Origin of the sequence: Shewanella sp. AC91-MNA-CIBAN-0169 (assembly GCF_040310165.1) — a bacterium.
Classification (GTDB): domain Bacteria; phylum Pseudomonadota; class Gammaproteobacteria; order Enterobacterales; family Shewanellaceae; genus Shewanella.
In genome coordinates, this window is the sequence record NZ_JBEOPM010000008.1 from 42,675 (window position 1) to 56,940 (window position 14,266).

Annotated in this window: 11 protein-coding genes and 1 riboswitch; of the genes, 4 read left to right on the forward strand and 7 right to left on the reverse strand. The window is 42.7% G+C overall.

Translation table 11 applies throughout. From position 1 onward, the window contains the following. Positions 1–96 precede the first annotated feature (96 nt). Positions 97–291: a cytoplasmic protein gene (locus AAEY98_RS09050; protein WP_101086160.1), complete on the forward strand. Its 195-nt coding sequence runs from the start codon at positions 97–99 to the stop codon at positions 289–291. Positions 292–391: 100 nt separating this feature from the next. On the opposite strand, the gene AAEY98_RS09055 is transcribed toward AAEY98_RS09050, so the two are convergent. The 3 genes from AAEY98_RS09055 to AAEY98_RS09065 form a co-directional block, all read right to left on the reverse strand. After that, positions 392–772: a SpoIIAA family protein gene (locus tag AAEY98_RS09055; RefSeq protein ID WP_162022277.1), complete on the reverse strand. Its 381-nt coding sequence runs from the start codon at positions 770–772 to the stop codon at positions 392–394. A 268-nt stretch (positions 773–1,040) separates the two neighbouring features. Then, positions 1,041–2,450 (reverse strand): multidrug transporter subunit MdtD, encoded by a 1,410-nt coding sequence (mdtD, locus tag AAEY98_RS09060; protein ID WP_162022276.1) that lies wholly within the window; start codon positions 2,448–2,450, stop codon positions 1,041–1,043. An 11-nt stretch (positions 2,451–2,461) separates the two neighbouring features. Further along, positions 2,462–3,016 carry a TMEM165/GDT1 family protein gene (locus tag AAEY98_RS09065; RefSeq protein WP_351016436.1) on the reverse strand — a complete coding sequence of 185 codons (555 nt, stop codon included), beginning with the start codon at positions 3,014–3,016 and terminating at the stop codon, positions 2,462–2,464. A gap of 95 nt (positions 3,017–3,111) precedes the next feature. Continuing rightward, a riboswitch (yybP-ykoY riboswitch) is annotated at positions 3,112–3,223 on the reverse strand. A gap of 258 nt (positions 3,224–3,481) precedes the next feature. Here AAEY98_RS09065 and AAEY98_RS09070 point away from each other — a divergent pair. Next, on the forward strand, positions 3,482–4,684 hold the full coding sequence (locus AAEY98_RS09070; RefSeq protein ID WP_101086163.1) for an aromatic amino acid transport family protein: 1,203 nt from the start codon (positions 3,482–3,484) through the stop codon (positions 4,682–4,684). 215 nt (positions 4,685–4,899) lie between these two features. Beyond that, a complete protein-coding gene (locus AAEY98_RS09075) occupies positions 4,900–7,056 on the forward strand; it encodes a S46 family peptidase (RefSeq protein ID WP_350977000.1) in 2,157 nt (718 codons plus the stop codon). A gap of 3 nt (positions 7,057–7,059) precedes the next feature. Here AAEY98_RS09075 and AAEY98_RS09080 read toward each other — a convergent pair whose 3' ends face one another. The 3 genes from AAEY98_RS09080 to AAEY98_RS09090 form a co-directional block, all read right to left on the reverse strand. Beyond that, entirely contained in the window at positions 7,060–7,767 is a 708-nt protein-coding gene (locus tag AAEY98_RS09080; protein WP_351016548.1) for a 23S rRNA pseudouridine(2604) synthase RluF, read from the reverse strand. 62 nt (positions 7,768–7,829) lie between these two features. Then, entirely contained in the window at positions 7,830–8,522 is a 693-nt protein-coding gene (locus tag AAEY98_RS09085; RefSeq protein WP_351016439.1) for a hypothetical protein, read from the reverse strand. Between the two features lie 251 nt (positions 8,523–8,773). Then, positions 8,774–10,117, reverse strand: coding sequence for a Na+/H+ antiporter NhaC family protein (locus AAEY98_RS09090; RefSeq protein ID WP_101086167.1), 1,344 nt, complete (start codon positions 10,115–10,117; stop codon positions 8,774–8,776). Positions 10,118–10,484: 367 nt separating this feature from the next. On the opposite strand from AAEY98_RS09090, the gene AAEY98_RS09095 reads away from it, so the two are divergent. Then, positions 10,485–10,769 carry a hypothetical protein gene (locus tag AAEY98_RS09095; protein ID WP_101086168.1) on the forward strand — a complete coding sequence of 95 codons (285 nt, stop codon included), beginning with the start codon at positions 10,485–10,487 and terminating at the stop codon, positions 10,767–10,769. 105 nt (positions 10,770–10,874) lie between these two features. Here AAEY98_RS09095 and putA read toward each other — a convergent pair whose 3' ends face one another. Next, positions 10,875–14,069, reverse strand: coding sequence for a bifunctional proline dehydrogenase/L-glutamate gamma-semialdehyde dehydrogenase PutA (gene putA, locus AAEY98_RS09100; RefSeq protein WP_351016442.1), 3,195 nt, complete (start codon positions 14,067–14,069; stop codon positions 10,875–10,877). Positions 14,070–14,266: the final 197 nt, after the last annotated feature.

The window sequence follows — 14,266 nt, forward strand, 5'->3', positions numbered from 1 at the left end:
AAAAAGCTCAACGAATGCTTTTTAGCAAAAATGTGTCAAGCACTTCGATTTTCAGCCGATATACTATTACCATCCGACTTTATATTAAGGTTAACCATGTCAATTAGTGTTAATTCACCGTCTTCAATGCCAACAACGATTGATTCTGGCAGCAGCTTAAAAGTGGCCGTAATGGCTAAAGAACAGCAAAAGATTGAAGGTCAAATGGCATTGCAGCTCATTGAAGCAGCGCAACCACCTGCGCCGCAGCCCGTTGGCAACAGTGGTCACAATGTTAATACCACGGCGTAAATGCTTATAGCCCTAGAGAATCTGTTCCTAGGGTTAATCATGCCATCACAACGGTAAAGATCTAGGCATCATTCGAGATAAACATACCTTGAACATCGTATTAGTATCGAAGCCATTTCAACGCATCATCTTCATCGTCGAAATATTTTATCTCGCCCGCAATAAACCAACTACCGACTTTGGCCGCCCATTCTTGCCAATCTCGATTGCCCCAAATGGCCACTCTTTCAAACTCAGATTTGTGCTTTAACCCCAGCTTTAAATCATCCCACGCGGCGCGCAAATCCCAGCCGTCGAGCTCGGTAGCATCGAGAAACAAACTCACTTTAGGTTGATCAACTTGGCTTAATGCCCCCTCTAGCATAGGGGTAATGACGAGATAGTCTTCGTGGGTTAATGTGCCAATGGCTTTTAATGTCACAAAAAACACATTTTCAATTCGGTTTATGCCTATCGATAAACCATGTTTCTTCATATCCATATCGTGACTCCTTTAACTATCAGCTTACTATCCGTTTACCATCCGCTTACACATTTACATGCACACGACTATCCATAAAGCTTATGCATGCTTATATTTTAACCAATCATACAATGAAGTGTGTGCAGGACTGCACAAAAAACTAATGGGAAATTAAAATTGAGGTTTATCTGTGTCATATTCAGAGCATCATTTTGATAAAAAATATCGCGTTATAAATAATCGCAAAATACCTTTTTTTATCCGAAATCGGCGAAATGATGCACTGTTATGAATGGGTTATCCGACGGCCATCGTCTTTAGATAATTGCGAAAATATCACTGCGGCTAACATTGTCATAAGACCAACGGTAACGAACGTCAGTTGGAAAGCGCCAAGTACCGTTCCCGCTGTACCGCTGCCGACATCGGTACTGAAGCCACCGAGCAAAGCACCTGCACACGCAACCCCTAAACTTAATGATAATTGACCTACTACCGACAATAGACTGTTACCGCTACTGGCATTAACATCATCAAGATCTATTAAGGTCACGGCATTCATGGCCGTAAATTGTAATGAGTTAATCGCGCCAAGAATCGCCAACAGAGCTAATAGCAACCAGTAAGGAGTTTGTTCGCTAACCAAGCCCATGGTCGCCAGCATAACGCCAAGCGCCAAAGTATTCGCGGTAAGCACTACTCGATAACCTAAGCGTTCGATAATCGGTCGAGCCACTGATTTGGCCATTATTGCTGCAGCGGCCAGCGGCAGCATACTCATTCCAGCCTGAGATGGTGAATAACCCAGTGCAACTTGCAGCAACAACGGCACCAAGAATGGCAATGCACCACTGCCCAAACGAGCAAACAGATTACCAAAAAGACCAATAGCAAATGTTTTGGTGTTGAATAGCGATGGCGAAAACAGTGGATTACTAATACGACCAGCCCGCAGCCAATATGCTATCAAACACGCCATACCACCAAATAACAGCAACATCACCCGTAAGTGTGGCAAGTGCAGTTCGCCGAGTCCTTCCATAGCGATGGTGATCAATAACATCGCAGCCCCAAACAACAAAAATCCGAAGCTATCGAAACGTGATTTTTCCTTACCACGCAGATCTGGAATGAACTTCCACACCGCATAACAACCGACTACACCGACAGGCAGATTGATCAAAAAGATCCAATGCCATGTCAAGTATTGCACCATCCAACCGCCCATCGTTGGACCAAGCAGTGGCCCCAGTAAACCGGGGATGGTGATAAAGCCCATAATCCGTACCAATTCCGAACGTGGATATGCACGCAGCACTACAAGTCGGCCGACTGGCAACATTAAAGCACCACCTAACCCTTGTACCACCCGAGCACCAATCAGCATGTCTAATGAATTGGACAATGCACAAAGCAATGATCCAAAGCTGAACAATAAGATCGCACCAAAGAAGATTTTTTTGGTGCCAAAGCGATCAGCGATCCAGCCAGAAGCAGGGATCAGCAATGCCACGGTGAGCATGTAAGCGATAATCACGCCTTGCATACGCAGCGGGTCTTCATTTAAATCACTGGCCATAGCGGGTAATGCAGTATTCAGGATCGTTCCATCGAGTGACTGCATGAAAAAAGCAATGGCAACAACCCAGGGCAACCCGCGGGCAGTATCTGCATCAAGAACTTGGTTATCGGACATGGAACCTCCTTTTACCACAGCAGTGTAGCGACCCCAAGTAGTGCAAACAACACAGCACAACCGCGATGAATCAGTTTCATGGGCAATTTGTTAGCACTAAAATGCCCAGCCAGCACAACGGGGACATTAGCAATTAACATTCCCAATGTCGTGCCGATGACAACCCATGTCAGTGCTTGGTATTTTGCCGCTAAGACTACTGTCACAATTTGAGTTTTATCCCCTATTTCAGCAATAAAAAACAAAATAAACGTCGCAGTAAAAGCACCGAGTTTATAGAAGCGATTATCATCATCATCCATTTTATCGGGTATCAGCACCCATAGTGCAATAGCAAAAAATGACCCGGCCACCAAATAGGTCGCCCATTGTGGATCAATCCACGCTATGGCCCATTGACCTAACCATGCAGCAAGAAAATGATTTAATAATGTGGCGAACAAAATGCCTGAGATTATAGCGGTTTTATTGCTAAATCTCACCGCGAGCAGTAAGGCTAATAATTGAGTTTTGTCGCCTATTTCAGCGATGGCAACAGTAAGCGTTGAGGCGAATAAAGCTTCCAATGTGATATTCCTAGGGGTAAATGACAACTAAGCACGAGCCACCGCATACCCCTTGATGCAGTTACTGTGCTTAGGTCTCGCTTGGTAAAATCACTGATTAACAGTGTGTTACTGTCTGCACCATGGCGTGAGGCCAATTATGTTGATACAGACATCTTGTGTGCCATAACAGCAAGACAAGATTAGCTACTCCCCTAAAACAAGTCGCATTATAACGATTAAATAATTTTATTCAACGCACTCATTTTACATTGTAAATTCGACATATAAATAACCCTACCCTACTCGTAACGCCGTAATGCTACGCTATTGCAATAATCACGTGTAAAAAAGTTTGGTCTATTGTTGTGTAATTGTTTATAAACATAGCTGTTAGCCTTTAACAGTCAAAGATCCTTGCCTGCTCTGTCACCCTTCTGCTAATGTCCGACACAAATAAAATAATAATTAAACAGGACGTTTTCTGTGAATTTTAAAACTTTAGGTTCTATTTCGATTGTCGCGGGAACGGCAATTGGCGGAGGCATGCTAGCGCTACCATTAGCAACAGCAGCTTTGGGGATGATCCCCGCATTAATCTTATTAGTGGTTATTTGGGGTTTATCGGCTTACACCTCGTTACTGATGTTAGAAATTAATCTTCATAGTGGTGTCGGCGATAACGTCCATGCCATTACCGGTAAAACACTGGGCAAAGTCGGCCAGCTCATTCAAGGTGGCTCATTCCTTAGCTTATTATTCGCATTAACCATGGTGTATCTAATGGGAGGGTCATCGCTATTAGAAACCCGTTTACAACCCATCGGCATTAACATGAGCAACCAAGTCGCCGTCATACTGTTCACGGTTATTTTTGGTGGCTTGATTGCTATTGGTGTTAAATGGATTGATAAAGTATCACGCATATTATTTACATCGATGGTGGTGCTGCTTGTCATTGTGGTGGCATTTCTATTACCAGACGTTAATTTAATCAGTGCACTAAACAATTACTCAACCGATGTAGCGTCGGGCACCGCCCTGCAACAATTATGGTTAGCAGCCATCCCAGTGGTATTCACTTCATTTGGTTTCCATGTGTGTATTGCCACCATTGTGCGCTACTTAGAAGGTGATGCTGCATCACTTAGAAAAGTGTTATTAATAGGATCGACCATTCCACTGGTTTGTTACATCCTGTGGTTGCTCGTAACACTAGGTTCTTTAGGCGGCGAAACAGTTCATAGCTTTGGTGGTTCACTGCCGAAACTGGTTGCTGCTTTGCAAGGCTTAGCCCAGTCACACATTATCAGCCAAGCAATTGATCTGTTTGCCAACCTTGCATTGGTGACCTCATTTTTAGGTGTCACCATGAGCCTATTTGATTATGTCGCCGAACTGACCCGAGCTAAAGATGACGCTGTTGGTCGTGCTAAAACATGGTTGATAACCTTTATACCGCCGCTGTTATGTGCGCTTTACTACCCAGACGGGTTTTTCAAAGTGCTTGGTTTTGCAGCCATTCCATTAGTGGTGATGATTATCTATTTACCCATTGCGATGGCATTAAAGCAACGCGCGCAGAAAATGGGCGGTTATCAAGTGTCTGGTGGCACATTGGGGCTTATCGCCGCAGGATTGCTCGGCACATTAATTGTTGTGGCGCAGTTGATGGTGGCATTAGCCTAAATCCGATGACTGATAAAGTGGATTTGTAAGCGAGTTTTTCAAACGCTGTTAAGATAGTAAAACATTTGTTAAAGTCAGGCTTAGCCTGACTTTTTTGTTTTTATGGTCCGACGTTTTTATAGTCCGCCAACATTGACCTAGATGATTAAACAAGAAATCGACACGACTTACGGCAATATTGATTACCCGTGAACACCCCAAATGGAATTATTATAATGAAAAAATGGTTATTAACTGTCGCTATGGCAGCCAGCTTTGGCGCTGCGGCAGATGAAGGTATGTGGCAACCACATCAACTTCCCGCTATGGCTGATGAACTTAAAGCAAAAGGCTTAGAAATAAGCGCTGATTCAATTTCAAAATTAACCGAATTCCCAATGAATGCCGTTATCAGCCTGGGTGGTTGTACCGCATCATTTGTGTCGCCAAAAGGCTTAGTGGTTACCAACCATCACTGTGCCTATGGCTCAATTCAGTACAACTCAACCCCAGAAAAAAACCTCCTTAAAGACGGATTTTTAGCCAAAACTTACGCAGAAGAATTACCGGCGACACCTGGTTCACGTATTTTTGTAACTGAAGCGGTAACCAATGTTACTGATAAAGTTAAAGCAAACCAGATGGATAAAGTGGGTAATGAGTTTTATAAAGGTATAGAACTACAAGAAAAAACCTTAGTTGCTGAATGTGAAAAAGAAGATGGTTACCGTTGCCAGGTGTATAGTTTCCATGGTGGCCTAGAATATTATCTTGTTAAGCAGTTAGAAATTCGTGACGTACGTTTAGCCTATAACCCAGCCGCTAGCGTGGGCAAATACGGCGGTGATATCGATAACTGGATGTGGCCTCGTCATACTGGAGACTTCTCATTTTATCGTGCTTACGTATCTAAAGACGGCAAGCCTGCCGATTTTAGCAAAGACAACGTACCGTACGAGCCAAAAAGCTTTTTAAAAGTATCAGCTAAAGGCGTTAGCGATGGCGACTTTGTGATGGTTGCTGGTTATCCTGGCCGTACCAACCGTTATCGCACAGCCGATGAAGTTAACAATCAGTTTAATTGGGCTTATCCAGAAGGCAAAGTCCTACAAGAGCGCATGATTAGCATCATCAAAGAAACAGCCTCTGAAGGCAGCGACGAGCGGATTAAATACGAAAGCTTGATTGCTGGTTTAGCTAATTATGCTAAAAACTTTACCTCGATGATTGAGTATTATGGAAAATCAACCATGCTCGCTGATCGTGAGAAAATAGAAAGCGATTTAGCAAACTGGATTGGTAAAGATAAAAAACGCCAACAGCAATATGGCGAAACACTATCAAGCTTAGAAAAGTTAGTGGCAAAGAGTCAGCAAAATCAGCAACGTGACATTTTATTAGGTTACATCGGTTACACCACTATGGTCACTACCGCACGTGATTTGTATCGCTTAGCTAATGAGAAAACCTTAGCTGATATGGCACGTGAACCAGGCTACCAACAACGTGACATGACCAACTTCACTTCAAGCATGGAACGTATTGATCGCCGTTATGCTGCCAGTGTCGATAAAGCCCTGCTAGCCGATTTACTGACACGTTATGCTGCACTACCTGCAGAGCAGCATTTAGCCGCTTTAGATAAAGCCTTTGGTATTAGCAGCAAGTTCGATGCTAAAGCATTAGCTAAAACACTCGATAAAATGTACGCCAACACCAAGCTAAACAATAAAGAAACTCGCTTAGCATGGATGAACAAATCGGTTGCAGACTTTAAAGCGTCTAACGACCCATTCATTCAATTTGCAGTACAAACTTATGATGCTGACATGGCGCGCGAGAAAGAGAAAAAGCAATTAGAAGGTGACTTAATGAAAGTACGTCCACAATATATGGACGCTATCATTGCCTACAATCGCGAGTTAGGAAAACCTGTTTATGCTGATGCAAACTCAAGCCTGCGTGTAACGGTAGGTAACGTGAAAGGTTATTCTCCACAGGATGGTTTAGTGGCGGTGCCTTTTACCCGCTTAGAAGGCATTTTAGCCAAAGACACTGGTGTTGATCCTTTCGATGCGCCAGCTAAACAACTTGAGCTGATTAAACAAAAGCAATACGGCGATTACTACGTCAAAGCGGTTGACTCTGTACCGGTTAACTTCTTATCTACCCTAGACACAACGGGTGGTAACTCAGGCTCACCAACCTTAAACGGTCGTGCTGAACTAGTGGGTTTACTGTTTGATGGTGTGTACGAAAGTATCATTGGAGACTGGGGATACGACGCACAAAGTAACCGTTCTATCCAAGTAGACAGCCGCTACATGCTATGGGTAATGCAGTATTTAGATAATGCTGACAACTTATTAGCTGAAATGGAAATCGTTAGATAACGTTCAGTTTACTGCACGTTTAAGACTCAATAACTCTGCGGTCGTTAATGGCCGCATTGTTTTTTCTGCAAGCTCATCAATACGTATATCTAATAATTGTGTTCGCATTAAATCAATCACCTTGTAACCTAATGCTTTGCACATACGGCGTATTTGCCGATTTAATCCTTGGGTTAATACAATCTCAAACCTGTCTTCTGCACTCACCAGGCTCAATGACCGAACTTCGCATGGTCGAGTTTGCACATCGCCATAACTGACACCCTTTGTCATCATCGATAGAAAACTAGCACTAATTGGCTTATCAACTTGGACCACGTATGTCTTAGGATGATAATAATCGGGATGCATGAGCGCTTGCGTTAATTGACCATCATTAGTGAGTAGTAGCAAACCACGAGAATCTTTATCCAAACGCCCTGCAGGATACAACCTTGGTAACTCAGGTAATACATGCAGTAAGCTGTGAGGATCATCAACTAATAAACGGCAATCAATTCCAACAGGCTTATGATATAGCCAATACTGTTTATCTTGCACAGCAAGGATCGGTTTATCGTCTACTAGAATTGTCTCGATTTCGCAAAGGTTAATTCGGTCAGTGTGTTTAGCTAATTGATGATTAATACTCACTCGACCACTGTCGATAAGCCGTGCAGCTTGGCGTCTTGAGGCCACACCACACACCGCCAAATAATGACTTAATCGCATTGATGTCATAGACTTAATCGTATTGATATCATAGATAGTACTCAAGCAAGAATAAATAGACGTTAACGGGTTTCGAGAAATTGATACACGCTATGTTGTTGAGTTTTAATGGTTGTCAGTAGGCTTAACCCAAGGCAAATACACCATAGAATATTCGCTTGCGTTAATGTCCACATGGCTGAGGACACCATACAATACTGAGGTAAATCCGTTGAGCATTCGGTAAAATCCAGCTGACTCCAATCGAACAACGTTAATAATAATAACCCACTACACAGTGAAATAATGCTCAAACTAAGCATTCGCTTGGTCATCGTGCTGCCAGGTTTAAAGTAATCAAGTAGGCAAATACAATGCAAAAAAATAGTACTGAATAAATAAAGCGTCGACGCTTTACGGTGTAAGTCTAGAAAGTTAATCGGAAACACACCCATTAGCACAATACTCACACCCACTACGCCACCAATAATGGCGATGTAGCGGCTCAGTAAATCAGGGAAAGTATTAAACACCGCCACCATGGCGAGTAAGAAGCATGAGCCACCTGCTAATAGTGATAAATTGAACACGATTGCAAACGACGAATGCATATAATCTCCAAGCGTATCGGGGCGGATCGTCAACATGTCCAAATTGATGCCGTCGGCTTGCACGATTAACGCACTTCCTACACCAAAAGAGCAGATTACAGCCGCAGCCAATGACATAAATACAATCACTAGGTGTAAATCATAATTACGGACTCTATCTGTCACTGAACGATACTTATGTCAAAAATGGGATGAGAATGTTAACGCGGAAAGCCAAAAAGTAAAAGCCGATAATCACATAACCAAAAAACTAAACCTAAGCCCTAACTTAAACCAAAATTTAAACAAAAACTTAAACCAAAAATAAAAATGCCCAATCGTTACTGACTGGGCATTGGTTGCAATAGTGGCTAAATCGTCACCTTAACCTTAATCTTGTTAACCTTAGCGACAGTGTGATTTACCCTGTAGCCAATTTAATTACGTTGACGCAATATTACAATTATCACCGCTACAACGGCCAAAATCATACAGTACCAAGCATTAGAAACTGCAGTTAATGGGCTGATGGTAAACACCGAAGCAATTAATAATGCTTGGGCACCATGTGGAATTAATCCCTGAATAATACATGCAAAGATATCTAAAATACTCGCAGCTCGTTTTGGCGATACCCCATGTTTTTCAGCAAGCTCTTTAGCAATGTCACCGGTGACCACTATCGATACTGTATTGTTAGCAACACAGGTATTAGTGGCGGCAACAATCGCTGCCATGCCTAACTCTGCCGCACGACTTGATGCTTCGCCATTGGCTTTTGAAAAGCGACTGATTAAACCTTCAATTTGCTTACTGACAAAAGTTAATCCGCCTTGTTGCTGCATTAACGCCGCTAAACCACCGACTAACATCGACAGAATAAAAATTTCCTGCATATTGGTAAAACCAGTATAAATATCATTACCAAATTGAATAACGCTATAACCCGAGCTCAGCACGCCTGTCATGCCAGCAAGTACAATCCCTAACGACAACACTACAAAGACGTTTAAACCGATCACAGCTAACACCAGAATGGTTAAATACGGTAATACTTTTAATATTTCGATGTCCTGAGCTGCTATATCCGCTTGTCCTTGACCGACAATCGAAAAAGCAATCAAGGTGAGGATCGCCGCCGGTATCGAAAATACTAGGTTTTCACGGAACTTGTCTTTCATTTCACAACCTTGAGTACGTGTTGCCGCAATCGTGGTATCAGAAATAATCGATAAGTTGTCTCCAAATAATGCACCAGACATCACCGCACCCGCCATTAAGGCATAATCAATTTGTGCTTGGTCTGCGACACCTAGTGCCACTGGTGCTACCGCCGCGATGGTGCCCATAGATGTACCCATTGAGGTCGCGATAAAAGCGGCAATAACAAAGAAACCTGGCAATAATAAATTTGATGGGATAAACGATAAACCAAGCGCAACGGTGGCATCAACGCCACCAGTGGCTTTAGCCACTGCAGCAAATGCGCCTGCCAATAAATAAATTAAACACATGGCTATAATATTGCTATGGCCAATACCTTCAATAAAGGTTTCTATCGCACTATTTATTTTCTGTTTCGACAACAAAACTGCCAACACGATGGCAGGGAGAATCGCAATCACACTGGGTAATTGATAGAACGCATAATCAACACCTTGGCTTTGAAAATATAAGCCTGCGCCAATAAATAATCCTAAAAACAAAAATAACGGTAATAACGCCACAAACGATGCCGGGCTGTTTCCTGCTGTGGTAACTGATGAAGTAGCTTTGGTCAAAATGATCTCTCTTTATCTTAACGAATAGGGATTGTTGGATGAGAAAAGCGAGTACGACACAATCTCGGTCATCGGTGATTATTTAACAACAGATTTAAAGGTGCTAAATATTGCAGTCACATCATAACAAGTTGTGCCAAGAATAAGAGAACTGTTCGTCGCTGTCAATCTAGACGTCTAGACTTCTTTGCTTCCAAAGCATTTTTTATTCTAAAACCTGAGAACTGCTACAAATATTTTACATAACCATAATCAATTTATCTATTTAGGTCTCTTTATTCACTAAAAAATTGATGTACGTTAATCATAACCTAATGCCGATTTGTTACGCTGACAAGGATTCTCTAACTTATATAGAGGTGAGGCTATGGAACGTAAACCAGACAGAGTGAGTGCAATGAAGCGACTCCTTGAGCAAGTAAAAAATACCTTACCATTTGATCAACCCGGTATATTTAGCTGTGGCCCCAACAACAACTGTGTTGGCTGCCCTAAAAAGTTACTCGATTTGGTTGATGCTGAAGTTAATTACTGGGACGCAGCCATTGCCCAGGGCGTTATACCTTCACTTGGCGATATCAGCCGCTTTGGAAAACTGTGTAAAAATGTCAGTCGTGGCTTACAACGCAATGATATCCAAAGTCATCATTAATTTGCCTCATAATTAAATAGCCTTATACCCATTAGGGTCACATAACCTAAACTCGAGATAACAAAAAGCCCACTAAAAAGTGGGCTTAATGCAACTACTTCAGGTTTATTCTTCAGCATCGCCTAGTGACAATAACGTCGCATTGCCACCAATTGCGGTAATGTTATTGGTACGAGTTTTTTCAGTCACAAAACGAGTTAAGTAGTGTGGGCCACCCGCTTTAGGACCTGTACCCGATAATCCTTGGCCACCAAATGGTTGTACACCTACAACTGCACCAATTTGGTTACGGTTAATGTATACGTTACCCACGTTAACCTTGTCTGCTAAGCTAAGCGCATGGCCTTCATTACGGCTATGAATACCCAATGTTAACCCAAAACCTGTGCTGTTGATTTCATCAACCACTTTTGCCAAATCTGCCGCTTTATAACGGATAACATGCAAAATAGGCCCAAAATGTTCTTTTTCGAGTAGCTTAATTGAACTAATTTCAACGGCTGTAGGTGCTACAAAATGACCATTTTCAGTACCTGCTGGTAATTCAAGTTTATTAATTAACTTGCCGACCTGGCTGATATGATCAATGTGGGCATTCAAGTTAGCTTTGGCAGTGGCATCAATCACGGGGCCGACATCGGTTTTCACTGAACTTGGGTTGCCAATCACTAATTGCTCCATGGCGCCTTTCATGACTTCAATTACGCGATCGGCAATATCTTCTTGTAAAAATAAGACTCGCAATGCCGAACAACGCTGGCCAGCACTGGTGAACGATGAAGACACCACGTCATTAACAACTTGTTCTGGTTGTGATGTTGAGTCAACCAGCATGGCATTTTGACCACCGGTTTCAGCAATTAATGGAATAATTGCACCATCACGGTTTGCCAAGGTGCGGTTAATTAATTTAGCAGTACCAGTCGAGCCGGTAAAACACACACCGCCAATACGTTCATCTGCAGTGATTGCAGAACCAACAACTGCGCCAGTACCTGGTAAAAACTGCAATACGTCGGTAGGAATACCGGCTTCATGCGCAAGTTGCACAGCACGATAACCGATCAAACAGGTTTGCTCTGCAGGCTTGGCAATAACCGTGTTACCCGCAGCAAGTGCAGCAGAAACTTGACCAAGGAAAATCGCCAACGGGAAGTTCCATGGGCTAATACACACAAAAATTCCGCGACCTTGTAGAAACAGCTCGTTTAACTCGCCTGTTGGGCCAGGAAGCAATTCAGGCTGAGCCATCATCTTCTTAGCTTGTACGGCGTAATAACGACAAAAATCTACTGCTTCGCGAACTTCATCAATACCATCTTGAATACTCTTACCCGCTTCACGAGTACATAATACAATCAGCTCTTCACGGTTTTCTTCCAATAAATCAGCTAATTTCTGTAGTGCATTAGCACGAGTTTCAACAGGTGTACGTGCCCAACCACCAAAAGCAGCATCTGCACCAGCAATGGCTTGTTCAATTGCGTTAGCATCAGCAAAAGCCACTTTACCTACCGTTAATGAAGTATCGTATGGGCTAACAACGGTTTGCACTTCACCCGTTAAGGTTTTACCGTTTACCAATGGACCTGCTGTCCATTGAGTATCGCTATATTTGTCCAGTGCAGCAAAAAATGGCTCTGACTCAGAAATAATGTTCATGTTTAATCCTTTAGAGTTCTTACGTTCTGCACCGAAAATATCAGCAGGCTTAACAATTTTTTGATTCGCTAACGACTTGTAACCCAATAGCGTCACCAATGGATGAACCACTAAGCTTTCTATTGGGGTATTAGGGTCAACCAGTTTATGTACAAATGAGGTATTGGCTCCGTTTTCCAGTAAGCGACGAACTAAATACGGCAGTAAGTCTTTATGCGCGCCAATGGGTGCATAGATACGTACCGCTTTAGCACCGCTTTCTGCAAGCATGGTATCGTAAAGCTCTTGGCCCATACCGTGCAAACGTTGGAATTCATATAAACGATCAGCGGCCATCGCATCAATACTGGCAACGGTTTGCGCGTTGTGGGTAGCAAACTGGGGATAAATAGCACCACGGGTGGCATCAGACAATAAATAACGCGCACACGCTAAATAAGACACATCCGTGCCGGCTTTACGGGTATAAAGTGGGTAGCCAGCTTCGCCTGCTTGTTGCGCCCATTTTAGCTCGCTGTCCCAATAAGCACCTTTGACTAAACGCAGCGGAATTTCATCGCCTTGATCTTTAGCAAGACGCGTCAACCAACACAACACCGGTAAACAACGCTTAGAATAAGCTTGCACCACAATGCCTAATAAGCCCCAGCCTTTAGCGGCTTCTGACTGATAAAGCTGCTTAAATAACTTCAATGACAATTCAAGACGGTCAACTTCTTCAGCATCAATAGAAATACCAATGTTAAGTTCACGCGCTTGTACTATCAGCTTAATAACTGTGTCGTATAATTCACTTAATACACGATCCTCGTTAGCGACTTCATAACGAGGGTGCAAAGCAGATAGTTTGATTGATATGGTGGGTCTTGGTGAGTTCGCTTCATCGTATTGCTGTTCGCCTAAATCGCGAATAGCATTGCTGTAATCGTTAAAATACTTTTGCGCATCATTGGCGGTTAATGCTGCTTCACCTAACATGTCATAGCTATGGGTATAACCTAACTTACGTTTAGCTTCGCTATTTTTAAGCGCTTCTTTAACGTCCTGACCTAACACAAATTGCTTACCCATGATCTTCATCGCCGCTAACATAGCTTGACGGATCATCGGCTCACCGACACGATTAACCAGACGTTTAAGTATATTGCTTGGCGAACCGTCAGTATTACGATCTAACTTAACCAGTTTACCGGTTAACATTAACCCCCACGTTGAGGCATTAACCAGCAATGAACCACTCATATTTAGGTGTTCATCCCACTTGGCACCAGACAATTTATCTTTAATTAGCGCATCAGCTGTTTCAGCATCAGGAATACGCAGCAAGGCTTCAGCCAAGCACATTAAAATAATGCCTTCTTTCGTTTCTAAGCTGTATTGTTGCAAAAATGCATCAATACCAACCATCAGACCTTTTTTCTCAAACTGACGAACTTTGCTCACGAGCTCATGGGCACGACGAGTCACTTGCTCAATGTCTTGTTCAGACGAAGGCACAAGCTTAATTAATTCAGACAGGTATTGCTCTTCATCGACAATGTAGTTGTTGGTCACTGCAGTAAACAGTTCCTCAAGAGTGGCATTGTCATAGCGGCCGTCCAGTACTTCACTCGCTTTGAACATAGTATTCGCTTCCATCTAGGTCAGGTTAAGGATGGTTATTATCGTTGTTGAATGGACACTGTATTCACGAATATTTTATTTTGTATACAATGTACGATCTGATTTTCGGCGATTATACATTCAAAATGTGAACTTGGACACTCAAGTTGAAAACTTGCTAATAATTGTTTGATTTTGGTCACTGAAACAGACAGAAACAATGTGCTAGTTAA